Below are 23225 nucleotides of genomic sequence, written 5' to 3'. Positions count from 1 at the left end.
TATGAGCAATGAAGTAGTTTCTTTACAAAATAATGAGTTGCAAGATGATGCTATAAAGCTAAAACAAGCTATAGAAAACAATGACTTAGTTGAGATTTGGCAGGAGTCAAATGACTATGAAAAATTAGCCGAAACTACTATAAAAACTATGCAATACATAAATAACGAACAAGTTAAGGAGTTTACAGAAAAACTAACAAAAACAAATGAAAAGATAATGAATCTAACATTTGAAGGGGTAAAAAAACATCACGAAAAGCAGATGGAAAAAACAAAAAGAATACACAAAAATCAACTCATAACCTATAGCGCTATAAGCTTTTTTATCGGCATTATAGCGACTATTATTTGTATAAAGTTATTTTTTTGATTTTATTGTATTTTTGAAATTTCCGGCTCACCAAATAGCCTTTTTGCTTCTCTAATGAGATTTTCTTGTCTATTTCTTTCAAGCTCTTCTTTGGTCTTGTTTGCATTTAGGCTTAGAATTTCATCTTGTATGCTTAGTTTTGTTTCTGATTTTTGAGCTATCTTTATAGGCGCTTGTTCTTTTACTTCTAGCCTTGCTAACTCTTCATCTAGCAAATTTGAAAGATTGTCATTTTTTTTTACTTCTTGCTTTATCTCTTGTTCTTGGACTTTTATATCTTCTTTGATACTCTCTTTTGGTGTTGGAACTATTTTTATAGTTGCTTTTTCTCCAAAATTTGCTTTTAAAATTTGCATTATTATCTTTGAGCTATTTCTTAAAAGCATTTGATCGCTTCCACTAGCACTTGATGTTATACTAAGGACATTGTTTTCATAGCTAACAAATTTTGTATTTTTTGATAGACATTCGCCAAGGTCAAAATCCCTATCATAAATTTTTGCCAAAAATATAGCATAGATGTCTTTTGGTTTTTCTTCTTTTTTGATATTTTCAGGTTTTGTTTCTTGGGTTGTTTGAGCTTGGATGACTGGTTGTTGTATTTGAGTGCTTATGGCTTCATCTATGGTTTGTAAATTCAATGCTTCTATCATCATAAAAAGCATTATACTTAATACAAAGTTATTGTCGTTTGTTGTATTTAGCATACCCTTAGCTTGTGCAAAAATTCTAAAAAATCTTTCATAGACAAGTAGTGAAAATCTAGGGTCGTTGTTTAAAAACTTGCCTTTTAGATTTGTTATAAGCTCATCTATAATCATCTCAGCTTCGTATGATTCAAGCTCTACTATAAGCTCTTTTAGTCTGTTTTTATCAGAGCTTAAAACTATATTGTATATCTCTTCTATCCTTTGTGGTTCAAGAAGTCCAAGCATCTCAACGACACTATCTTGTGTTATTTTATTATTGCTATATATTATGGCTTGATCAAGTAGTGTCAATGTATCTCTTAAAGAACCCGACCCACTACGAGCTAGAATTTCAATCGCCTCTTTTTCGTAGCTTATATTTTCATTTGATAGTATGTATTCAAGATGTTTTTGGATAGCATATTTATTTATCTGTTTAAATCTAAAATGTTGAGTTCTTGATAAAATAGTTGCCGGTAGTTTTAAAGGATCTGTGGTTGCAAGGATAAACTTTACATAAGGTGGTGGTTCTTCAAGTGTTTTAAGCAGGGCATTAAATGCCTCTTTTGTTAGCATATGAACCTCATCTATGATAAAGATTTTATATCTTGCAGATGCGGGGTTGTATTTTGTTTGTTCTATAAGCTCTCTTATATCATCTATCTTTCTATGGCTTGCAGCGTCTATTTCTATTATATCCATATGCCTTGATTCATTTGCCATTTTGCAGTGTGCACACTCTTCGCACGGTGTAGCTGTTGGACCTTGTTCGCAAACCAAAGCTTTTGAAAATATCCTAGCGCTTGAAGTTTTTCCACTCCCTCTAAGTCCTGAAAACAGATAAGCGTGGCTTATTCTTTGATCTTTTAAAGCATAAGTTAGACTTTTACTTACGGCTTCTTGTCCTATAAGCTCACTGAAATTTTTTGGACGATATTTTAACGCTAGTGCTTGCAAATTTTATCCTTTTGATAATATTTTTTTTGGATTTTACTAAAAAGTATATAAATTTAAAGATAGACAACTGTTTTAAATGTTGATTGATTTTATAAACTTTGTGTTTAAAGTCTGTAAAATAGCTTTTGTTAAAAAAATCAATAAATTTTAACAAAGATATATCTGTATGTTAAAAAAATCAATAAATTTTAACATACTATACCCTTTTTAAGAATTTCAAATAAAGATAAATTTACATAATAACTCATATTGTTTAATTTTATACATCTTAAAAGACCTAGCTCTTCACAAGTTTTAAGATATTTTGATGCAGTTTGTCTACTTATGTTTAACTTTTCTTCTACTGATTGAATTTTAGTATAAGCAAATGAAAATAAAAGCTCGACAAAATCTTTGCTATAAATCTTTGGCGCTTCTTCTTTTAATATAGATGTAAAATTTTTAATTGATGATTCTATATCTTTTATAAGCTTTATTGTTGCTATGGATGTTTTGTTTATGCCTACTAAAATATATAAAATCCAATCTTCCCAATCATTATTCTTACTAACATTTTCTAAAAGCTCATAATATTTGGTTTTATTTTGTATGATATAAGCACTTAGATATAAAATTGGTAGGTCTAAAAGTCCCATTTTTGTTAGATATAACACATTTATTATCCTGCCAGTTCTTCCATTGCCATCATAAAATGGATGTATGGTTTCAAACTGATAGTGTATTATCGCAATTCTTATCAATGGATCAAGGTCATCTAATTCATCATTTATATAGTTTTGTAAATTATCCATAAGTTCATTTATGTTATCTATATGTTGCGGTGGTATATGTTTAATTTCTCCTGTCGTTGGATTTTTTAAAGTTGTTCCACTTTGAGTTCTAAAACCTGCATTATTTGATTGTAATATTTTTTGTATGCTTAATATATGGCGATTTAATAGTAACTTGTTTTTTTGTATTAACTCAAAACCTAATTTTAATGCCTTTTCATAGTTTATTACCTCTTTTGTATTTTTGGCTATTTTATCATCATTTATTTGAGCTATAAATATATCATCGTGAGTTGTTATTATGTTTTCTATCTCACTTGAATCTTTTGCTTCTTGTAATACAAGTGAGTTTATAAGTATATTTTGATTTGGTATAGTCTTTATAAAACCGTTTAGTTCTCCTAAGCTTCTTGAAGCAGTATTTAATGCCTTGTATAAATTATCTGACATATTTATCTTAATGGGTAACTTATTTGGTATAAATTCTTTTTTACCACTCATATTTATCTCTTTTATTGTTTTATGTATTAAAAGTGTCTAGAATTTACTAGACACTACACCATTAGTAGTATGTCTACTATTTCGCCTTTTTGTATCGTTTTTGTATCTTTTGGAACAACGAGCAAAGCTGCTTTATTTGATAGGTTGTTTACTATAGCTGAACTTCCAATTTTTTTACCATTTAGGTTTGCATATACATTGCCATTTTTGTATTCTAAATTTACAGCCGTAAACTCCAAAAACGGAGATCTCTTGTCATAAGTTTCATCCATTATAGCCTTAATGTAAGGCTCATCTTGTAAAAACCAAGAGTTTAAAAGCACTCTTACATACAGCACACACATTACCATAGCCGAATACGGAAAACCAGGTAATGCAAATATATATTTTTCTTTGTTTTTTGCTATCTTGATATGTCTTCCGGGCTTTATAAAAGCACCATTTATTATCACATCAAACTCATCTTTTAATGCAGTCTTTACAAAATCATAATCCCCAACACTAACACCGCCGGTTGTTATTAGTATATCGGCTGATTTTAGTGCATTTATTATAGAGTTTTTTACAAGTTCTGGCTTATCTTTTACTATTTCACATATCATCGCATCAGCACCCATTTTATTAACCATCATAGCTATACCTATGTGGTTAGAACTATAAATTTGTGCTTCGTTTTCAAGCTGTTCGCCTAAGTCTTTTATCTCGCTTCCGGTTGCTAAAACAGCAACTTTTGGCTTTACAAATACACTAACGTGAAATACTCCAAGCTCAGCTAAAAGCGCTATATCAGCATATCCTAGCTTTGTTCCTTTTTTTATTAGTATCTCATCTTTTTTATAGCTTTCTCCTATTTTTCTTATAGCAAAGCCTTTTTTTACTGGATTTATTATGCTTACTTTTTTACCTTCTACTTTTACATTTTCTATCGGTATTAGTGTGTCGGCACCATCTGTTATTAGTGAGCCGGTAAATGTTTTTATACATTCATTGTTTTTTATTGTGATTGTGTTATTGCTTCCAGCTGGCAAATCAGTCAAAAGTTCAAGTTCTTTGATGTTTTCTTGAAATTTAAAGGCATATCCATCCATAGCTGAGGTTTGATGTTTTGGGTAGTTGTCTTTTGCGATAATATCTATTGCGATGTGTCTGTCTAAGGCTTGTGTGATAGCTACTTTTTCTACTCTATCCCACTTAACGATACTATCTTTTAAAATTTTTAAACTATCTTCATAACTCATAAATTCCATCTAATCTCCTAAAATTCCAGCACCCAAAACAGGATGACTTCTTTGCTTTGCGTATATTCTTTCGCCTTTTATCACATCGTATTTCCATATAGGGGCATTTGCTTTAAAGTCTTCAACAAAGTCATTTATAAGCTTTAATGCAACCTTTCTTTGTGGGCTTAGCACACCAGCTATATATGAGCTTTCACTTACTTTTACATCGCCTTTTGAGTGAGCAAAAAAGACACTAGCATTTTGTTGTTTTGCTATCTCTTCCCACTTTTCAAGCCATTTTTTTAATATTGGTTCGTATATATCAAAGCTTAAAGCTTCTATACCGTCCTCTTCTCTTACTATTCCAACAAAAGTTATTAATGCACCACAATTTTTTTGAGTGCTTTGTTTATACCAACGATTTTGAATTTCACATATATCTAACGAGCCGTTATAAAATTCCATTTTATACCTCACCCGCCACATACAGGAGCTAAAAGTACTACTTTATCGCCATTTTTAAGCTCTGTATCTAGGTTTGTTACTATCTCATCATTTATCGCAACACCACACTCTTTTAGCCAAACTTTTAGCTCTTCATCTTTGTTTAAAATCTCTTTTAACTCTTTTAAATTTTTTACATCTAACTCTAAACTTGGTTTATTTATAGGTCCTAAAAACTCAACTTTTACCATATCTTTCCTTTGTGATTTTTTATTATTGTAGCAAAAAGTAAGAAAATTTTTATATAATCATCAAAAAATAAAAGGTATGAAATATGAAAGAAAACGAAATAAAAACTCCAGCTTATGTGTGCGAAGAGTCTAAACTACGTAAAAATTTAGAGCTTTTAAAATATGTAAAAGAACAAAGCGGGGCTAAGGTTTTGGTCGCTTTAAAAGGCTTTGCATTTAGTGGGGCTATGGGTTTGGTAGATAGTTATCTTGATGGTGCAACGGCTAGTGGATTGCACGAAGCAAAATTTGCAAAAAAATATCTAAGTGGTAAAATTTGCACTTATTCTCCAGCATTTAAAGATGATGATATAGATGAAATCTTGCAAATCTCAGACCATGTTATTTTTAATAGCTTTACTCAGTGGCAAAAATTCAAAGATAAGGCTTTAAACTCAAATGTAGAGTGCGGTCTTAGGATAAACCCGGAAAGTTCAGCATCTCCAGTTGATGCTTATAATCCTTGTGCTAGATATAGTCGTCTTGGTATAACAAAGGCAAATTTCAAAGATGATTTGCTTGACGGTATAAGCGGATTGCATTTTCACGCATTGTGCGAAGAGAGTGCTGAGAGTTTGGAGTTTGTTTTGGCTGATTTTGAAGAAAAATTTGGCAAATATATAAGTAAAATGAAATGGATAAATTTTGGCGGAGGACATCATATAACAAGAAAAGATTATAATGTAGAACTTTTGATAAAACTAATTAAAAATTTCAAAGAAAAATATGATGTTGACGTTATATTAGAACCAGGTGAAGCTGTTGGTTGGCAGTGTGGATATTTGGTGGCTAGTGTGCTTGATATAGTAAAAAATGAAAAAAACATAGCCATCTTGGATGTTTCAGCTGAAGCCCATATGCCAGATACTATTTTAATGCCTTATAGACCAGCCATAAGAGGTGAGAGTAAAAACGGTAAGTTTAGTTATCGTTTTGGTGCAAATACTTGTTTGGCTGGTGATATAGTTGGTCTTAGTGTTGGCGAGCCTGATTATAATTTTGATGAAGAGATAAAAGTAGGGGATAGGGTTATTTTTGAAGATCAAATCCATTACACAATAGTAAAAAACACAACATTTAATGGGGTAAAATTACCTGATTTGGTATATTTGCGTGAAGATAAAGAAGCTGTTGTTGTAAGGGAGTTTGGATTTAAAGAGTATGAAGAAAGAAATTAAAATTTATTATTAAGGCTTTTTAAAAGCCTTAATTTTCATCTTGCCAGATAATTTTTTTCCCAAAACCAAGTGTATTGTCTGTATATTTTATCCAAGATAGTTTTATCTGCCATAGCTTTGGATTTAGTATTTTTGCATATTGAAAATTTTTAAAGTATATATCATTTTTATCGTTAGTAAAACTCATCTTTCCCTTAAACTGAATCCCTTGTATTTTTGCTACAACAAGTGTGTTTTTTGCCATTGTTCCAGATACTATATCGTGAAAATTTAATGCTTGTATATGAGATGTGTCATCATTGCTGGCTATGATTATAGTGTTTGTTTTTTCATCAAATGCATAAAATGCAGAAAATGAGTGTGGGGTGCTATCTTTTAAAACTACACTAATACTACATAGATGTTGTGAGTTTAAAAAATTGATTATTTTTTTGTCTATCATGATAAAAACCCATTCAAAAATAAATTTATATTATTTAAATTTTTTACAGTTAAGGTTATAAGGACTATCCAAAATGTAAGTAAAAAACACTCTATAAAGAAAAAACTATTTTTTGAAATTTGTTTAAAATAAATCATACTTAAAAACGAACCAATAACACCACCTATAAGTGAAAAGTAATGAACGGCACCTTTTTTTACAAATGTCGGAAGTTTATTGTTAAAAAATAGTGAAAAAATAATCATAGAAACTATATTTGCAAATATAAAATAGTATCCAATTACCGGAATTTGATTATAAAATTTATGTGATACAAAACTCATAATAGTTATAAAAAATAGCAAAAAAACCCTAACACCAAAACAACACATTTTTATCCTTTTTTGTAATTTTAACTTTTGAATCCTTAAAAATATAAAGTAATTTTATAAAAAATTGCAAAATTTCAAAAAAAAACGTTTTTAATGTATAATCACGCATTTAATAAATCCAAATAAAAGCAAAGATATATGTATGAATTAATCAAAAAATTATTTCCAATATCACGTTCAATTACAGGTAAAGGTGTAGTTGAAAGCTTGGAAATAATAAACAAAGAACTTAATAATGAATTAAAATTGTATAAAATTAAAAGTGGAACCAAAGTTTTTGACTGGGTTGTGCCAGATGAATGGAATATAAACGAAGCATATATAATAACTCCAGATGGAAAAAAAATATGTGATTTTAAGGAGAATAATTTGCATGTTTTAAATTATTCTCAGCCTATAAATAAATATATTTCTTTAAATGAACTACAACAAAACCTATACTCCTTACCAGAAATAGAAGAAGCTATACCTTATGTAACAAGTTATTATAAAAAAAGATGGGGTTTTTGTATATCTCAAAAAGAAAGAAATCAATTAAAGCCAGGCATTTATAAAGTTTTTGTGGATTCTCAATACAATAAAAATGGTTCTTTGGTATACGCAGAATACGTTTTAAATAGCAAAAATAAATCAATAAAAGATGAAATATTGATTTCTACATATATTTGTCATCCATCATTGGCTAATGATTCTATAAGTGGTGTTGTAGTTGCTGTTGAGTTGTTAAAGTGGATAAAAAAACTAAATAATATTAAAGGATTATCTTATAATTATAGATTTGTCTTTGTTCCAGAAACTATAGGTTCTATAGTATATATAAATCAAAATTTATCTAATTTAAAAAATAATACAAAGGCTGGTTTTGTTTTAACTTGTATGGGAGATAATATGAATTATTCATTAATACACTCTCCAGATAAAGAGACTATGGCTGATAAGGTAGCTTTTCATGTATTAAAAGACAAAAATAATTTTAAAGAATTTGATTTCAATGAAGCTGGAAGCGATGAAAGACAATATTGCAGTCCTCTTGTTGATTTACCAGTTTGTGGGATATGTAGAACAAAATACGGAAATTTTAAACAATATCATACTTCACTTGATAATTTGGATTTTGTAAGCGAAAATGCTTTAAAAAATAGCCTAGAAGCTATGAAAGAAATTGTTGAAACCATTGAAATAAATAAAAAATATATAACGACTACTTTTTGTGAACCACATCTTGGCAAATATGGGTTATACCCTACCTTAAATTCTAATACAGAAAATAAGAATGAATACATATATAAAAAATTTTTATCATTTTGTAATGGCAAAAATGATTGCATTGATATTGCTGATAGGATAGGAGTTAAAGCATATAAAATAAGAGAAATTATAGAACAACTAAAACAAAATAATCTTATAAGGGAAGTATGTTGAAAGAAGTTAATATATATAATTTCTTAGAAAATTCATTACCTAATTTCAAAGATAAAATACTTTTTTTTGACAAAGATAAATATATAACTTATGCTGAATTTGATCTATTAACCTCAAAAATAGCAAGCAAAATTTTAAGCTTTAACCTTAAAAAGATGCCTATATTGATCTTATTGCCAAAAGGAATAGATTGTATAGGAAGTATGTTTGCAACAGCAAGAAGTGGCAATTTTTATTGTGTATTAGATATTAAAAATCCAGAAGATCGTATAAAAAAAATAGTTAAAACATTAAAACCGAAACTATTAATAACAAGTAAAAAGTTTGATTTTAATTTTTTGGATATAGAAACAATTTATTGTGAAGATTTTGATAGTTTTTTAATAAATGACAAAATGCTTAAAATTGCAGAAAATGAAGTGATAGATACGGATTTATTATATGTTTTATTTACATCAGGTACGACAGGGGAGCCAAAAGGAGTCTGTATACCTCACAAAAATGCAATAGAGTATATAGAGTGGGTGTGTAGCACTTTTGAGTTTAATGAAAAAGATGTTATTTCTAATAGTGCTAACTTATATGCAGACAAATCTATATTTGATATATTTTCAGGTATTAAGGTTGGAGCTACTATACATTTATTGGATTCTTTTATGTCTATTTTTCCAGATACTTTGTTATCATATTGGAAACAGCATGGTATCACAACAATAAACCTAGTTCCTTCGGTATTTTCTATAATATCTAATTCAGGAGCATTGTATAAATATGATTTGCCAGATCTGAAGAAGATATTTTCCGGAGGTGAGATAATTCAAACAAAACAATTTAATGCATGGATTAACAAATTTCCAAATGCTAAGTTTGTAAATTTGTATGGACCAACAGAAATCACAAGTAATTGTGCTTACTTTGTAATAAATAGGAAATTTAACGATGATGATATTATTCCTATAGGTAAAGCAAGAAGAAATTTTGATATTTTATTGCTAAATGCTGATGGTAAAATAATAAACAATCAAGATATTGGCAAAAAAGGAGAAATATGTGTTAGAGGAAGCTCGATTTCATATGGATACTATGCCAATCAATGCGAAACAAATAAGCGTTTTATACAAAATCCATATAATAAATTATATGAAGAAAAAATTTATAAAACAGGAGATATTGGATTTTATAATAAAAATATGGAGCTTGTATGCATTGGAAGACTTGACAATCAAATTAAAATCGCAGGTCATAGAATAGAATTAGAAGAAATAGAAAATACATGTTTATCTATAGAAGGTATTAATTCTGCTGCTTGTATTTTTAAAGAAAAGCTAATTTGTTTTTATATATCAAGTATGAATGAGATGAAAATCAAACAACTACTATCAAATAAGCTTATAAATTATATGATGCCTGATAAATTTATAAAATTAAAAACAATGCCATTAAATGCCAATGGTAAGATAGACAGAAAAGGATTGGTGAAAATATATGAATCATTTAAAAAGGATTTTTGAAAAAATAGGAAAACCAAACATAGATGTAACGGCTAAAAATATGATTACATCTGGTATTTTAGACTCTATAGATATTATGAAGATAATAGTAGAGATAGACACAATTATAGGAAAACCTCTTGACTCAAAATTTATTAAAATAGAAAATTTTGAAAGTTTTGATAAGATAGAAAATATGATCAAAGAAGCAATGAACGAACAATGAACGAACTTTTTATACATAATGGTAAAAAATTCTCCGATAAAGATTTATTAGAATGTTTGTATAATCTAGGGATAAAAAGAGGGGATTATATTTGTATTCACAGTAGTATTTTTGAGTTTGGAAGAGCATTAATAGATTACGATAAATTATTGTCAAATATATGTAAAGTTTTTTTTGATATTGTTGGAAAAGAAGGAATTGTTATGATGCCCACTTTTACATATAGTTTTTGTGATGGAGATATTTATGATAAAGAAAAATCAAAAAGTAAAGTTGGTATTTTAGGCGAATTCTTTAGAAAATTAAAAGGGGTATATAGGACAGATGATCCTATATTTTCTTTTGCTGTTTATGGAGATAAATCCTACGAATTTTTAAAAACTACAGATAGCTGTTTTGGTAAAAATAGCCCTTATGATATTTTAGTTAAAAATAATGGTAAAATTGTTATGTTTGGCTTAAAAGAAGAGGGCTATTCGTTTAATATGTATATAGAACAATATTTAAAGGTAAGGTATAGATATTTTAAAACTTTTACCGGAATAATGATAGACAACGATGGAAATTGTAAAGATAAAAGTATAAATTACTATGTTAGGGATTTAACCATAGATCCTAAACCGGATAGGCGCAAAAGAGTAAAGGTTTTAGAAGAAAACGATATATTGAAAAGTTCAAAATTTGCTGGTTCTAACATATGCGTTATAGATGCTAGAAAAAATTTAAATCTTTTTGTTGATATTTTGAAAAAAGATGAAAACTATTTTAATCTATAAATTAATATTAATGTTTGACTTTATATTGTTTATCAAAACAACACATTTTCATCCTTTTTTATAATTTTAATTTTTGAAGCCTTAAAAATATAAATTTTTTGCCGATATGTATATAAAATATTTTCAAGGAATAATATGCAAACTAAATTATATTCACAATCAAATTTTAACTCTTTTGACTTTTCTTTCAAAACAAGCTCCGGAGATAAGATAAATCTTGCAATGTATGATAATAAAAATATAGAGTATAAAAATGCAACAGATGGAAATACAAGCTTTACATCTCTTAGCCTAAAACACGAATACGGATATGAATTTTCTTATGTCGGTGATGGATTAGATGCAAATGATATGGCTGAGATAAAAAAGGCATTGGAAGAAATTTCGCCAAAAATAGATGAATTTATGAAAAATGTAAACGAGGGTATGAATTTTTCAAATCAAGAAATAGCAAACCTAGCAAATTCAATGAAGCAAAAACTCCCAGAAGCCAGAGATTTAAATCATTCAAATCTTATCGCAGATAGCACTCTTAAAGCTTTTGATGATTTATTGGCAAAAAATAAAGCTAGTAGAGATTTACTTATAAAAACACAAAAATTATTTGAGAATTTACTTGATAAGACAAATAAATTCTCGTTTTATGTCTAGTTTTATCTTACAAATCAGCTTTTGTTTGTTCGTTTGACCTAACTACATTCCCAGAACCATGAATAACACTAGGAATGCAGTTAGTGCATATATCAACCTCTTCTTTATTTTTATGTGCTCTTACAAATACAGCGTTTTCATCTTCTGTGCTTTTGATTCCACAAACATTACACACTACTAAATCATTTTCTCTCATTTTTTCTCCTTGAATAAAATTTGCCTTATTATACTTATATGCTTTAAAAAATAAATGATTTATATCAATTTTTTACTTTATTTTGATAAAATTGGGCTTAAAATTGAAAGGATAGATAAATATGCAAACAAAAGAATTGATTTTTAATATGATAAAAATGCAACAAAAGCTAAATGATGATACCAATGGTCTTGGATGGGAAAATGGCTATACAAATAAAAATAAGATTATAAGTTGGCGAAGATGTATATATATGGAGTGTGCTGAGCTTATAGATAGCTTTGCTTGGAAACATTGGAAAGATATATCATCTCAAACAGATGAAGAAAATTTAAGAGTAGAAGTTGTTGATATTTGGCATTTTATAATGAGCTTAATGCTTGAACAATACCATATAAAAGGCTTGGGTGATATAGAAAAACTTTGCAATGATATAGTTTTTTCTAGTGGTTTTGATGATTTTTGTAAAGAGGCTTATAATGTAAAAAACGAAAGCATATATGAGATAATAAACGATATAGAAAGACTTATAAATGAATGTAGTAGTTTTGAGTATGATATGTTTGATATTTTAAAGAAGTATTTTGTAGTCGCCTTAAAATGCGGAGTAAATTTAGAATCTTTATATGAATGTTATGTTGCAAAAAATGTCTTAAATAAATTTAGACAAGATAATGGATATAAAGAGGGAACTTATAAAAAAATATGGAATAACCGTGAAGATAATGTCGTAATGAGTGAAATTATAAAGCTTGGTATAATAAACACTGATGAGATTTATGATGCATTACAAAAAGAATATGCAAAAATAAAATGATAGATATTTTTAGACTTAGCTTTGCTGATTTTTGGAGTAAGAAGATAATGCTCCTTTCTGTTTTGCCATTTTTGCTTAGTGTCCTTGTTTTTGGCTTTTCTGCTTATTTTGCGAGTGTGAATTTAACTGAGTTTATTATAGACACATTGTCAGGATGGGGATATGAATATTTTGATTTAAATAAGTATAGTTTTTTTCAAGCCATAACGGAAGGTGTTTTGTTTAAGTGGACCTTTTATTCAATCATATATGTTTTGGTTGCTTATTTTGTGTTAGTGGCTAGTGTTTTTTCATCTTTAATAATTGTTGGTTTTTTGACACCAATTGTTGTTAAAGAGATAAACTTAAGGCATTATAATATAGATGTAAAAAATCCAATTAACTTTATGTTTATAACAAAAAGTATGTGTGCTATTTTGATTAAATTTATCTTTATTTTTATTGCTTGTTTACCATTTTTGTTTTTGCCATTTGTCAATTTTATTATTATAAGTGTGCCGTTTTTTTATCTTTATTATAAATTTTTACTTATTGATGTTGGCTCAAACATACTAAATGAGATTAAATTTAAAATAGCTTATTTGGAAAATGGTGGATTTTTATTTATACTATCTTGTCTTGCGTTTTACGCTGTCTGTTTAATCCCTATTTTAGGATTGTTTTTTCAATTATTCTTTGTAATATTTTTAACACATTTACTTGTCAGAAGATATGTTTTAAAGATTTAAAAGAATTAAAAAATGTAAAATAAGCTATAATAATAGATTATAATTTTTTTGGAGATTTTATGAAAATATTTTTTGCCATTCTTATTACATTTAGCTTGTCGTTTTCTGATGATTTTGATGATTTTGATAACGAATTTTCTGATGATAAGCAAGTAGTATTTGATCCGCTAAGTGGTTATAATAGGGTTATGACAAATGTAAATGATTTTATTTACCTAAATATTTTTGATCCTGTGGTTTATGGATATAAGGTTGTTGTTCCAGAACAAGGAAGAACTGCTATAGGCAATTTTTTTGATAATTTACTTTTTCCAATCCGTTTTGTAAATAATATCTTGCAATTTAAATTTGGTAATGCTAAGGATGAAACACTTAGATTTTTAGCAAATACAATTATGGGATTTGGTGGTATTAGTGATATAGCTACAACTTATTATAAAATACCTAGACATGATGAAGATTTTGGTCAAACTCTTGGATATTGGGGAATAGGAAAAGGATTTCATGTGGTATTGCCTATACTGGGACCTTCAAATTTAAGAGATATGTTTGGTATAGCTGGAGATTATTTTTCAGATCCTACTACATATTTTGGAGAAGATGATGTAGCCAGTGGTGTAAAAGTATTTGGAAAACTAAACTCAAATTCTTTACAGATACCGTATAAAGAAATTAGAAAAGATGCGATAGAGTTATATCCATTTTTACGTGATGCCTATGAGCAAAGGCGAGATTTTTTGATAAAGGAATAATATGAAAATTTTAAAATTTATACTAGTTTTAATGTTTACAATAACTTTTGGTTTTTGCATTGAAAAAAATGAGATAAGAGATATTGTATCTAAAAAAATGGATAATGCTTTAGCTGTTTTAAGCAATAAAAGCTTAGATGAAGATGAAAAATTGAAGTTGGTTTTTGCTGAATTTGATCCTATATTTGATTATGAACAAATGGCAAAAATAAGTTTGGGTAGAAACTATAAAGCTTTAAGTAAAGAGCAACAAAAAGAATTTGCAAAAGCTTTTGAGATAAATTTGAAAGATAATTATATTGATAAAATTAAAAATTATGCAGGTCAAGATATTGTCTTAAAAGATTCCATAGAGCCTCAACAAAATAGATACTTTCTTAAAGGTGAGGTTGTTGATAACGGAAATGTGTATAATTTTACATATAAATTTTATAATGCAAAAGAGCGTGGCTGGCTTGTTTATGATATAGACATTGTTGGTATAAGTATAATTCAAACATATAGAAGTCAATTTGCAGATTTACTTGAAAATACAGATTTTTCTGTTTTAATGAAAAAGCTAAATAAATCAAACGAGAATTAATTAGTTGAAAAAAGTATTAAAATACACAATAGTATATTCAAAAATCATATTAGCTTTTGTTTTTTTTGCCACTATTTTTTTTGGATATTATTCTACAAAGCTACAAATAGATGCATCTTCGGAAACACTTTTACTAGAGAATGATAAAGATTTGTCTATATGGCGTAATATATCAAAAAGATATGTATCTCCAAATTTTTTAGTTGTTACATATACACCTAAAGATAGTATCTTGTCAGAAAAAAGCATAAATCTAATATCTAACCTAAGTAGTGAATTTGAGAAAAATGAGCTTGTAACAAGTGTAGTTTCTATAATAAATGTCCCACTGTTAAAGAGTGTAAAAGGTGGAATAGGTGGTATTTTAGATCATACTCCAACGCTTATAGACAAAGATATTGATAAGAAGTTGGTTGAAGATGAGTTTAAAAATAGCCCTATTTATAGTCAAAATTTAATTAGTAAAGATCTTAAAACAACAGCAATAGTATTAAATCTAAAAGCAGATGTTAAGTTTAATAAATTACTCAGTGAAAGAAATTTATTATTAGCACTTGAATCAAACTCAACTATAACAAACGAGCAAAAGCAAAAACTTTTAAAAGTCAAGAATGAATTTAAAGAGTATAGAGATGAACTACGCATAAAAGAACATCAAAACTTAGAACAAATCAAAAGCACTATATCTAAGTTTAATAACCAGGATAATGTTTTATTTTTAGGTGGCGCAAATATGATAGCTGATGACATGGTAAGCTTTGTAAAAGATGATATTTTTATCTATGGTATTAGTGTTACTGTTTTATTATGCATTAGTTTATGGTTATTTTTTAGGCAGATTATTTGGGTGGTTTTGCCTATTTCTATATGTATTTTAAGTGTTGTTTTTTCTATGGGCGTGTTTGGTTTTTTTGGCTGGGAGATCACAGTTGTTTCATCAAATTTTGTCTCTTTGGTTTTGATAATAAGCATATCAATTATAATACATTTGATAGTTAGCTATAGGGAATTTTATATAAAACATCCAAAATTTACACAAAAACAATTAGTCTATATTACCATGAGAGATAAGGCTAGCCCATCTTTTTGGGCGATCTTAACAACTATCATAGGTTTTACATCTCTTATGAGTGCCGATATAAAACCAGTTGTTATGCTCGGGCTTATGATGAGTGCTGGTATTAGTATATCGTTGTTATTAGCTTTTTTGGTTTTTAGTAGTATTGTTTCAAATATAAATAAAATACCTCCAAAAGAGACATTTGAAAACAAATTTCATATAACAGAGTATTGTGCTAATTTTGCTATAAAAGATAAAAAAATAATATATATAGTTTGCTCTATCTTACTTTGCTTTGGTGTTTTTGGAATAAGTAAAGTAAAAGTTGAAAATAGTTTTATTGGTTATTTTAAAGAAAATACTGAGATTAGACAAAGTATGCAAGTTATTGATGAAAATCTTGGTGGAACTATACCTCTTGATATTATTGTTAAATTTAAAGAAGAAAAAAAAGATACACAAGATGAATTTGATGAGTTTGAGAGCGAGTTTAACAAAGATGCAAATGATGCAAAGTATTGGTTTAATAGTTATCATACTCGTATAGCAGAAAAGATACACGATCATCTAACAAAACAAAGATTTGTTGGTTCTGTTAGTTCTTTGGGGACTTTAATAAAAGTTATTAAAGAATTAAATAATGGCGAAGTTGATGATTTTTTACTTGCAGCAATGTATGAAAAACTTCCTTTAGAATATAAAAACATACTTTTAACTCCTTATGTTAATGTTAAAGATAATGAGCTTCGTTTTTCTTTAAGAATTATTGATAGCGATAAAAATTTAAGAAGAGATGAATTTTTAAAAAATCTCAAATCATCGCTGGATGAGCTAACAAAAGATGATAATGTTAAAGTTAGTATTGCAGGACTTATGGTTCTTTATAATAATGTGTTGCTTAATTTAGTAACATCACAGATAGATACTTTAAGTATAAGTTTATTTGTCCTTTTTGTTCTGTTTTGTTTTATTTTTAGAAATTTAAAGATAGCCTCACTTGCCATAATCGCAAATGTCTTGCCACTTTGTGTTTTGTTTGGAATAATTGGAGTATTTGGTATACCATTGGATGTAATGAGTATAACAATAGCGGCTATAAGTATAGGGATAGGTGTTGATGATATTATTCACTATACTCATAGATTTTTGCATGAAAAAAAGACAAAAAACACAGTAGATAGTATCAAACAAGCGCATTCTAGTATAGGTTATGCTATGTATTATACATCTTTTACTATCATTTTAGGTTTTAGTGTTATGATAACTAGTAACTTTATACCTACTATTTATTTTGGATTATTGACAGTTTTAGTTATGGGGCTTATGCTTATATCTGCCCTTGTTTTGTATCCTAAGATGATTATGAGTTTTTATAAAAGATAATATAAAGCCCATATAAATAGGGCTTTAATTGTTTTATTGACTACAAGCTGATTTGCCATTCATCACTGGTTGTATTTCTGAGTTATCCGCTCCACCATCTTGGTTTATTTTTTCTATTTTTTCCCAAATTTTTATAGCTGCTTCTTGATATCTTTTTGCAGTTACTGAGTCAGGATTGTAAAAACTTATAGGTTTTCCACTATCTCCACCAAGTCTTACTGCTGGTTCTATTGGTATTTGAGCTAGTATATCTGTTTTGTAAATTTTAGCCAACTCATCGGTTGTGCCTTTTCCAAATATATCATACTCTTTACCATTATCAGGGCATATAAAACCACTCATATTTTCAACTATACCAGCGATTGGAATATGGAGTTTTTCAAACATGTCAAGTCCACGTTTACTATCATCAAGGGCTACTACTTGAGGTGTTGTTACGCAAACCCCAGCTGTTACAGGAACACTTTGAGCTAGTGTAAGTTGTGCATCACCTGTACCTGGAGGCATATCTAAAAATAATACATCTAACTCGCTCCATAAAACATCTCTTAAAAGTTGCTCTATAGCTTTCATTATCATAGAACCGCGCCAAATAAGGCTCATTCCTTCTTCCATAAGAACGCCCATACTCATCATTTCAATACCGTGGCTTTGTATAGGTTTTAATTTTTGTCCAACAACAGATGGTTGAGTATTTACCTCTCCAAGCATTCTAGGTATATTTGGACCATATATATCGGCATCAAGTAAGCCTACTTTTTTTCCAAGTTTTGCCATTGATATGGCTAGGTTTAGTGTTGTTGTACTTTTTCCAACACCACCCTTTCCAGAGCTTATCATTATTACATTTTTTACTTGTGGTATTAAATTTTTACCACTTTGAGAGTTACTTTTTTCTTCTGGTATTTTTGGTTGAATTATATTTAGCTCATATTCGTTACCAACTAAAACTCTATCAACATCAGCTTTTAAAGTATTTGCAACCTCAGGATTCGAGCTTACTATTTCTATGTCTATTTTTATTTTATCTGCTATTTCTATGTTTTTTACAAAACCAAAATCAACTATGCTTTTATCAAAACCTGGGTATGATACAGCTTTTAGACGATTTAAAATTTCATCTTTATTTAGCATTTTTTCTCCTTATATAATTTGAAGTTTAAATTATATCAAAAGTTTAAAAATATATTAAAAACAAAAAATAATATATCCATTTTTAAGATGGATATATTTTATTTATTTTCTTCTGGATAGCTTTCACATTGAAGTTTGGCTATATCTTTTGATATTCTGTAAGCACAAAATTTTGGACCACACATAGAGCAAAACTCAGCTTCTTTAAATACCTCTTCAGGTAAGCTTTCATCGTGAAGTTCTCTTGCTTTGTCTGGGTCAAGCGCTAATTCAAACTGTTTATTCCAGTCAAATGCATATCTTGCATCACTCATAGCATGGTCACGTTCTATTGCGCCTTTTCTACCACGAGCAACGTCCGCTGCATGTGCTGCTATCTTATGAGATATGATACCATCTCTTACATCTGATGCAGTTGGAAGCCCTAAGTGTTCTTTTGGAGTAACATAACAAAGCATGGCAACACCATGACTAGCTGCTAATGCACCACCTATCGCACTTGTTATGTGATCGTATCCTGCACCTATATCTGTTACAAGTGGTCCAAGAACATAAAATGGAGCATTGTGACACCATTCTTGCTGAATTTTTACATTGTATTCTATTTGATTTAAAGGCACATGTCCTGGTCCTTCTATCATAACTTGGACATTTTTCTCCCAAGCTTTTAGTGTTAGTTCTCCAAGAACTTTTAGCTCACTTAGCTGGGCTTCATCTGTAGCATCGTATAAACAGCCAGGACGTAAACTATCGCCTAATGATAACGATACATCATATTTTGCACAAATATCTAAAATTTCATCAAATATTTCATAAAATGGATTTTCTTTATGGTGTTTCATCATATAAGTCGCCATTAAACTACCACCACGACTAACGATACCCATCTTTCTTTTTGCAACAAATGGCATAAATTTTAATAAAAATCCAGCATGTATAGTAAAGTAACTAACGCCTTGTTTTGCTTGTTTTTCTAATACTTCAAGCATAGCTTTTGGATTTAGGTTATCAAGGTCTGATATATCATGTATTATCTGATACATAGGAACAGTACCGATAGGTATAGTTGAATGCTCGATTATATTTTCTCTTATAAGATCAAGATCGCCACCAGTTGATAGATCCATAACTGTATCAGCACCGTATTTTAGGCATAGATTAAGCTTTTCAAGCTCTTCGTTGTATCCACTTGCTAGGCTTGAGTTTCCTATGTTTGCATTTACCTTTGTTTTTGTATCTATTCCTATTGCCATAGGTATTAGGTTTTTATGGTTAATGTTTGCTGGTATTATCATTCTACCCTTTGCTACACAATCTCTTACAAACTCAGGTTCTAACTGTTCAATCTCAGCTACATATTTCATCTCTTCTGTTATAATGCCATTTTTTGCATAATACATTTGAGTAGGTGTCTTATCATTTTGTCGTTTTTTTACCCATTGTTCTCTCATCATCTGTCCTTGCTTTATTATTTATAGCTAACTATTGCTCATACAATTTTACCTTTTTGAAACTTAATAATTTTATAGTTTGGTTTGATGTTTTAAATTATAGCTATAATTTTATTATTTAAAAATAATATATAAAGTTTTAACAAGCTAAAATATGTATAATTTTGTAACACTTTCTAAAAGGATTTAATTTGTTTGATATGACGTTGATTATGCTTGGAGCCGGTGACTCTACACGCTTTCAGATGCCTGTGAAAAAGCAATGGCTAAGAGTTGGTGATGATCCTTTATGGCTTTTTGCTACAAAAAATTTAAGCTCTTTTTACACATTTAAAGAAATTATAGTAGTTTCAAAAGAGTGTGATTATATGCAAAGATTTGCACCTGAATATAAATTTGTTTTAGGTGGTCAAACTAGACAAGAGAGCCTTAAAAATGCACTAGGGCATGTAAAAACAGAATTTGTTTTAGTTAGCGATATAGCAAGACCTTGTATAACAAAAGATATGCTTACAAAAATTATAGAATCATCTAATTTGGCTGATTGTGTTGTTCCAATTTTAAACGTTGTAGATACTGCTTATTATGATAATGAAAGTATACAAAGAGAGAAGATAAAACTTATTCAAACTCCACAACTTTCTAGGACGAATATTTTATTAAAAGCTCTTAATACAGACAAGGTTTATACTGATGATAGTTCTGCTATAAAATCAAATGGCGGGAGTGTTTGGCAAATTTTAGGTGATGAAAAAGCTAGAAAGATAACCACAAAAGATGATTTATTTAAGTTAGAACTTGATTCTCCATTGAAAGATTATTTTGTTGGTAATGGCTTTGATGTTCATGAGCTTTGTGAGGGATATGAACTTTGGCTTTGTGGAGAAAAGATAGAGTATGAGCTTGGATTAAAAGGTCATAGTGATGCCGATGTGGCTGCACATGCTTTGATAGATGCAATGCTTGGAGCAAGCGGTCTTGGTGATATAGGTGAACTTTTTCCAGATAGTGACGAAATATACAAAGGTATTAGCTCTATGAAATTGCTCAAAGAGGTATACACAAAGATACAAAGTGTTGGATTTGAGCTTGTTAATGCCGATATAACCATATTGGCAGAAAGACCAAAAATATCTAAGTTTAAAAGAAAAATGGAGCTTAATTTATCTGATGTTTTGGGTATTAAACCAAATAAGATAAATGTAAAAGCTACAACTACAGAAAAGCTAGGTTTTATAGGAAGAGGTGATGGTATAGCCTGTATGTCTAGTGTGAGTTTAAAATATTATGATTGGACCAAAAAATGAAGGTTTTGATAGTAGAGAATGAAATTTATTTGGCTGGTTCTATAGCTACAAAATTAGCAGATATAGGGTATGAATGTGAAATAGCAAGAAGTGTAAATGATGCCTTAAAAAATGAAAATTTTGATGTTGTGTTGCTTTCTACGACACTTACAGGAGAAGATTTTTACCCTGTTATAAAAAAATTTAAAAACTCAATTATAATACTTTTAATTGCTTATATTAGCAATGACACTGTCTCTAAACCAATTTCTGCTGGAGCTAGTGATTATATTCAAAAACCGTTTATGATAGAAGAGTTGGTAAGAAAGATAAACCATTTTGTTGAATATAAAAAAATGAGAAGCAATTTTGATTCTTATCAAAATTACATAACTAATATCTTAAAAGAATATCATATTCCAAATATTGACATAAGAAAGATAAAACTTCCACTGATTTTAAAAACTCCAAAGATAAATTATGCTGATAATTTTGTTTTTAGCTACATAAGACTTATAGATAAACCTTTGAAAGTTATTTTTGCTACTGATTATAATCAAGTGCAAAAAGAGATAATCTCTTTGGAAAATGAATATATTTATATATCTGGCATTCAAGTTCTTAATGATATTGAATGTGAAAAATTATTTTTGATATGCCAGAAAAAAAAAGCTATATTTTCTACTACAAATTTAAATACTAAGTCTTATTTTGATGTTTGTGAGTTAGGTGTAGACAGCAAGAGTTTTAAAATAGATGAGATAATAACGATAGATGAGTATATAAAATATATTATAAATACATATCAAAGTCAATTTCCAGATACAGAATTATCAAAAAAATTAGGCATATCAAGAAAATCACTTTGGGAAAAGAGAAAGAAGTATGAAATCACAAAGAAAAAGTAAAAGTATAAATATTGATTTAGATATATTTTATACACTTGAGCTTATACAAAATAAAATTTTTTCTAAATTCAATAAATTGATGAACGAGAAAGAAATAGAGTCTGTAAGTTTAGATGGCTATTTTATGCAAGAACCTATGCCATATCCTTTTATTTTCTCTGTTGATATGAGTGATAGCGATTTAAAAAACATTGATAAATTAGAATTAATCTGTGAAAATAAAAATGTTGGCTATATAAATATAGAAACATTTTTTAAAAATAAAAAAGAGTATGAATTAAATATTTTTAACACAAGATTAAATAAAAATAAAGATAAAGATAAATGGTGTGTGTCTGGTAGTTTTGAAATTTATAGCAATGAAGTAAAAAATGCAAAAAAACATATAGAAAACATTAAGCATGAGTTAAATACACAAAAAATAACTGCTGTAATGTTAACAGCTGACCCAATAAACAGAGCTCATGAAAGACTTATTAGGATGGCTATAGATAAAGCTGATTTAGTTATAATTTTTTTGCTACAATCACATGGTGAAAATAGTATTAATTTTGAATTAAGACAAGAAACTATTGAGTATTTTATACAAAATTATCTTCCTAAAAATCGTGTTGTTATTATGCCTTTTAAAACAAGTATTTTTACCCTTCATCAAAATCCAGTTTTGGAGTGTATATCAGCTTGTAATTTAGGTGTTAATAAGCTTGTTATAGGACAAAATCATCACGGAATAGGTATGTTTTATGATCAAAATCAACCAAAAACAGTTTTGGATAAATACATAAAAGATCTAAATATGGATGTTATAGTTTTACCAGAGTTGGTTTATTGTGATAAATGCAAGACTATAGTTAGTACAAAGACTTGTCCCCATGGGCAACACCACCATATAAAATACCATCCTGAGACAATAAAATCGCTTTTATTTAATGGAATAATGCCACCAGCCATACTTATACGTTCTGATATATCGGCTATAATTTTAAGCAATATTTTTAAGAACAGATTTAAAGATATTCAAACTCTTTGCGATGAGTTGTTTCCAAACTCAGGATTGCTTGAAAAAAGAACAGAATGCGACTTTTATAAGGAGCTTATGCGTTTATATCAGACATCTTCTTTGACTTGAT

The 23225-nt window shown here is 28.7% G+C and carries 25 protein-coding genes; 15 read left to right on the top strand and 10 right to left on the bottom strand.

Annotation, left to right across the window (positions count from 1 at the left end):
* Position 1: 1 nt before the first annotated feature.
* A complete protein-coding gene (locus CPIN17260_RS05240; protein WP_069636770.1) occupies positions 2-370 on the top strand; it encodes a hypothetical protein in 369 nt (122 codons plus the stop codon).
* Between the two features lie 2 nt (positions 371-372).
* On the opposite strand, the gene CPIN17260_RS05235 is transcribed toward CPIN17260_RS05240, so the two are convergent.
* The 5 genes from CPIN17260_RS05235 to CPIN17260_RS05215 all read right to left on the bottom strand — a co-directional run bounded on the left by CPIN17260_RS05235 (position 373) and on the right by CPIN17260_RS05215 (position 5202).
* Complete coding sequence (locus CPIN17260_RS05235; RefSeq protein WP_078440687.1) at positions 373-2016, bottom strand: DNA polymerase III subunit gamma/tau; 1644 nt, start codon at positions 2014-2016, stop codon at positions 373-375.
* 188 nt (positions 2017-2204) lie between these two features.
* On the bottom strand, positions 2205-3287 hold the full coding sequence (locus tag CPIN17260_RS05230; protein WP_069637457.1) for a Fic family protein: 1083 nt from the start codon (positions 3285-3287) through the stop codon (positions 2205-2207).
* Between the two features lie 53 nt (positions 3288-3340).
* Entirely contained in the window at positions 3341-4534 is a 1194-nt protein-coding gene (locus CPIN17260_RS05225; protein ID WP_078440686.1) for a molybdopterin molybdotransferase MoeA, read from the bottom strand.
* Entirely contained in the window at positions 4535-4972 is a 438-nt protein-coding gene (locus CPIN17260_RS05220) for a molybdopterin synthase catalytic subunit (RefSeq protein WP_078397923.1), read from the bottom strand.
* Between the two features lie 8 nt (positions 4973-4980).
* Complete coding sequence (locus CPIN17260_RS05215; protein WP_069632025.1) at positions 4981-5202, bottom strand: MoaD/ThiS family protein; 222 nt, start codon at positions 5200-5202, stop codon at positions 4981-4983.
* 83 nt (positions 5203-5285) lie between these two features.
* On the opposite strand from CPIN17260_RS05215, the gene nspC reads away from it, so the two are divergent.
* Entirely contained in the window at positions 5286-6419 is a 1134-nt protein-coding gene (gene nspC / locus CPIN17260_RS05210) for a carboxynorspermidine decarboxylase (RefSeq protein WP_078440685.1), read from the top strand.
* A 28-nt stretch (positions 6420-6447) separates the two neighbouring features.
* Here nspC and CPIN17260_RS05205 read toward each other — a convergent pair whose 3' ends face one another.
* Positions 6448-6861 carry a pyridoxamine 5'-phosphate oxidase family protein gene (locus CPIN17260_RS05205; protein ID WP_078440684.1) on the bottom strand — a complete coding sequence of 138 codons (414 nt, stop codon included), beginning with the start codon at positions 6859-6861 and terminating at the stop codon, positions 6448-6450.
* Positions 6858-7232, bottom strand: a complete 375-nt coding sequence (locus CPIN17260_RS05200; protein ID WP_078423412.1) for an L-arabinose ABC transporter — start codon at positions 7230-7232, stop codon at positions 6858-6860. The genes CPIN17260_RS05205 and CPIN17260_RS05200 overlap by 4 nt, the downstream gene beginning before the upstream one ends.
* 138 nt (positions 7233-7370) lie before the next feature.
* On the opposite strand from CPIN17260_RS05200, the gene CPIN17260_RS05195 reads away from it, so the two are divergent.
* From CPIN17260_RS05195 to CPIN17260_RS05175, 5 genes are all read left to right on the top strand, one after another.
* Entirely contained in the window at positions 7371-8654 is a 1284-nt protein-coding gene (locus tag CPIN17260_RS05195) for a DUF4910 domain-containing protein (RefSeq protein ID WP_078440683.1), read from the top strand.
* A complete protein-coding gene (locus CPIN17260_RS05190) occupies positions 8648-10165 on the top strand; it encodes an AMP-binding protein (protein WP_078440682.1) in 1518 nt (505 codons plus the stop codon). The genes CPIN17260_RS05195 and CPIN17260_RS05190 overlap by 7 nt, the downstream gene beginning before the upstream one ends.
* Positions 10140-10370, top strand: coding sequence for a hypothetical protein (locus CPIN17260_RS05185; RefSeq protein ID WP_078423409.1), 231 nt, complete (start codon positions 10140-10142; stop codon positions 10368-10370). Before CPIN17260_RS05190 ends, CPIN17260_RS05185 begins: the two co-directional genes overlap by 26 nt.
* Positions 10367-11146: an AAC(3) family N-acetyltransferase gene (locus CPIN17260_RS05180; RefSeq protein ID WP_078440681.1), complete on the top strand. Its 780-nt coding sequence runs from the start codon at positions 10367-10369 to the stop codon at positions 11144-11146. The genes CPIN17260_RS05185 and CPIN17260_RS05180 overlap by 4 nt, the downstream gene beginning before the upstream one ends.
* A gap of 135 nt (positions 11147-11281) precedes the next feature.
* Positions 11282-11797 carry an ATP/GTP-binding protein gene (locus tag CPIN17260_RS05175; protein WP_069632029.1) on the top strand — a complete coding sequence of 172 codons (516 nt, stop codon included), beginning with the start codon at positions 11282-11284 and terminating at the stop codon, positions 11795-11797.
* Between the two features lie 7 nt (positions 11798-11804).
* Here CPIN17260_RS05175 and CPIN17260_RS05170 read toward each other — a convergent pair whose 3' ends face one another.
* The gene (locus tag CPIN17260_RS05170) at positions 11805-11993 is read right to left on the bottom strand and encodes a hypothetical protein (protein WP_078423407.1); all 189 of its coding nucleotides are present in this window, start codon (positions 11991-11993) and stop codon (positions 11805-11807) included.
* Positions 11994-12114: 121 nt separating this feature from the next.
* Between CPIN17260_RS05170 and dut the strand changes: the two genes are divergently transcribed.
* From dut to CPIN17260_RS05145, 5 genes are read left to right on the top strand one after another with little or no spacing between them, the layout of a single operon-like run.
* Positions 12115-12810 (top strand): dUTPase, encoded by a 696-nt coding sequence (gene dut, locus CPIN17260_RS05165; protein ID WP_078440680.1) that lies wholly within the window; start codon positions 12115-12117, stop codon positions 12808-12810.
* Positions 12807-13538, top strand: a complete 732-nt coding sequence (locus CPIN17260_RS05160) for an EI24 domain-containing protein (protein WP_078440679.1) — start codon at positions 12807-12809, stop codon at positions 13536-13538. The genes dut and CPIN17260_RS05160 overlap by 4 nt, the downstream gene beginning before the upstream one ends.
* 59 nt (positions 13539-13597) lie before the next feature.
* The gene (locus CPIN17260_RS05155) at positions 13598-14290 is read left to right on the top strand and encodes an MlaA family lipoprotein (RefSeq protein ID WP_078440678.1); all 693 of its coding nucleotides are present in this window, start codon (positions 13598-13600) and stop codon (positions 14288-14290) included.
* A gap of 1 nt (position 14291) precedes the next feature.
* Positions 14292-14873 (top strand): MlaC/ttg2D family ABC transporter substrate-binding protein, encoded by a 582-nt coding sequence (locus CPIN17260_RS05150; RefSeq protein WP_078440677.1) that lies wholly within the window; start codon positions 14292-14294, stop codon positions 14871-14873.
* Between the two features lie 4 nt (positions 14874-14877).
* The gene (locus tag CPIN17260_RS05145) at positions 14878-17316 is read left to right on the top strand and encodes an efflux RND transporter permease subunit (protein ID WP_078440676.1); all 2439 of its coding nucleotides are present in this window, start codon (positions 14878-14880) and stop codon (positions 17314-17316) included.
* 33 nt (positions 17317-17349) lie between these two features.
* Here the strand turns inward: CPIN17260_RS05145 and CPIN17260_RS05140 are convergent, their stop codons facing one another.
* Together CPIN17260_RS05140 and thiC are read right to left on the bottom strand one after the other, a co-directional pair.
* Positions 17350-18450, bottom strand: a complete 1101-nt coding sequence (locus CPIN17260_RS05140) for an Mrp/NBP35 family ATP-binding protein (protein ID WP_078423401.1) — start codon at positions 18448-18450, stop codon at positions 17350-17352.
* Positions 18451-18548: 98 nt separating this feature from the next.
* Positions 18549-19901, bottom strand: a complete 1353-nt coding sequence (gene thiC, locus CPIN17260_RS05135; RefSeq protein WP_069632037.1) for a phosphomethylpyrimidine synthase ThiC — start codon at positions 19899-19901, stop codon at positions 18549-18551.
* 191 nt (positions 19902-20092) lie between these two features.
* On the opposite strand from thiC, the gene CPIN17260_RS05130 reads away from it, so the two are divergent.
* Genes CPIN17260_RS05130 through CPIN17260_RS05120 form a run of 3 tightly spaced genes read left to right on the top strand, consistent with a single transcriptional unit; the run spans position 20093 to position 23224 of the window.
* A complete protein-coding gene (locus CPIN17260_RS05130; protein ID WP_069637440.1) occupies positions 20093-21208 on the top strand; it encodes a bifunctional 2-C-methyl-D-erythritol 4-phosphate cytidylyltransferase/2-C-methyl-D-erythritol 2,4-cyclodiphosphate synthase in 1116 nt (371 codons plus the stop codon).
* The gene (locus CPIN17260_RS05125) at positions 21205-22095 is read left to right on the top strand and encodes a response regulator (RefSeq protein WP_078387748.1); all 891 of its coding nucleotides are present in this window, start codon (positions 21205-21207) and stop codon (positions 22093-22095) included. Before CPIN17260_RS05130 ends, CPIN17260_RS05125 begins: the two co-directional genes overlap by 4 nt.
* Complete coding sequence (locus CPIN17260_RS05120) at positions 22073-23224, top strand: sulfate adenylyltransferase (RefSeq protein WP_069632040.1); 1152 nt, start codon at positions 22073-22075, stop codon at positions 23222-23224. The genes CPIN17260_RS05125 and CPIN17260_RS05120 overlap by 23 nt, the downstream gene beginning before the upstream one ends.
* The last annotated feature ends 1 nt before the right edge of the window (position 23225 follow it).

Source organism: Campylobacter pinnipediorum subsp. pinnipediorum (assembly GCF_002021925.1).
GTDB classification, from domain to species: domain Bacteria; phylum Campylobacterota; class Campylobacteria; order Campylobacterales; family Campylobacteraceae; genus Campylobacter_A; species Campylobacter_A pinnipediorum.
This window is presented reverse-complemented; position numbering and strand designations above follow the sequence as displayed.

Excerpts from the sequence above, each read along its gene's own strand:
- CPIN17260_RS05225 (WP_078440686.1), bottom strand. The coding sequence starts at position 4,534 with ATGGAATTTATGAGTTATGAAGATAGTTTAAAAATTTTAAAAGATAGT.
- thiC (WP_069632037.1), bottom strand. The coding sequence starts at position 19,901 with ATGAGAGAACAATGGGTAAAAAAACGACAAAATGATAAGACACCTACT.
- CPIN17260_RS05195 (WP_078440683.1), top strand. The coding sequence starts at position 7,371 with ATGTATGAATTAATCAAAAAATTATTTCCAATATCACGTTCAATTACA.
- CPIN17260_RS05160 (WP_078440679.1), top strand. The coding sequence starts at position 12,807 with ATGATAGATATTTTTAGACTTAGCTTTGCTGATTTTTGGAGTAAGAAG.
- CPIN17260_RS05240 (WP_069636770.1), top strand. The coding sequence starts at position 2 with ATGAGCAATGAAGTAGTTTCTTTACAAAATAATGAGTTGCAAGATGAT.
- CPIN17260_RS05230 (WP_069637457.1), bottom strand. The coding sequence starts at position 3,287 with ATGAGTGGTAAAAAAGAATTTATACCAAATAAGTTACCCATTAAGATA.
- CPIN17260_RS05185 (WP_078423409.1), top strand. The coding sequence starts at position 10,140 with ATGAATCATTTAAAAAGGATTTTTGAAAAAATAGGAAAACCAAACATA.
- CPIN17260_RS05175 (WP_069632029.1), top strand. The coding sequence starts at position 11,282 with ATGCAAACTAAATTATATTCACAATCAAATTTTAACTCTTTTGACTTT.
- CPIN17260_RS05215 (WP_069632025.1), bottom strand. The coding sequence starts at position 5,202 with ATGGTAAAAGTTGAGTTTTTAGGACCTATAAATAAACCAAGTTTAGAG.
- nspC (WP_078440685.1), top strand. The coding sequence starts at position 5,286 with ATGAAAGAAAACGAAATAAAAACTCCAGCTTATGTGTGCGAAGAGTCT.
- CPIN17260_RS05190 (WP_078440682.1), top strand. The coding sequence starts at position 8,648 with ATGTTGAAAGAAGTTAATATATATAATTTCTTAGAAAATTCATTACCT.
- CPIN17260_RS05200 (WP_078423412.1), bottom strand. The coding sequence starts at position 7,232 with ATGTGTTGTTTTGGTGTTAGGGTTTTTTTGCTATTTTTTATAACTATT.
- CPIN17260_RS05140 (WP_078423401.1), bottom strand. The coding sequence starts at position 18,450 with ATGCTAAATAAAGATGAAATTTTAAATCGTCTAAAAGCTGTATCATAC.
- CPIN17260_RS05125 (WP_078387748.1), top strand. The coding sequence starts at position 21,205 with ATGAAGGTTTTGATAGTAGAGAATGAAATTTATTTGGCTGGTTCTATA.
- CPIN17260_RS05220 (WP_078397923.1), bottom strand. The coding sequence starts at position 4,972 with ATGGAATTTTATAACGGCTCGTTAGATATATGTGAAATTCAAAATCGT.
- CPIN17260_RS05155 (WP_078440678.1), top strand. The coding sequence starts at position 13,598 with ATGAAAATATTTTTTGCCATTCTTATTACATTTAGCTTGTCGTTTTCT.
- CPIN17260_RS05120 (WP_069632040.1), top strand. The coding sequence starts at position 22,073 with ATGAAATCACAAAGAAAAAGTAAAAGTATAAATATTGATTTAGATATA.
- CPIN17260_RS05205 (WP_078440684.1), bottom strand. The coding sequence starts at position 6,861 with ATGATAGACAAAAAAATAATCAATTTTTTAAACTCACAACATCTATGT.
- CPIN17260_RS05150 (WP_078440677.1), top strand. The coding sequence starts at position 14,292 with ATGAAAATTTTAAAATTTATACTAGTTTTAATGTTTACAATAACTTTT.
- dut (WP_078440680.1), top strand. The coding sequence starts at position 12,115 with ATGCAAACAAAAGAATTGATTTTTAATATGATAAAAATGCAACAAAAG.
- CPIN17260_RS05170 (WP_078423407.1), bottom strand. The coding sequence starts at position 11,993 with ATGAGAGAAAATGATTTAGTAGTGTGTAATGTTTGTGGAATCAAAAGC.
- CPIN17260_RS05180 (WP_078440681.1), top strand. The coding sequence starts at position 10,367 with ATGAACGAACTTTTTATACATAATGGTAAAAAATTCTCCGATAAAGAT.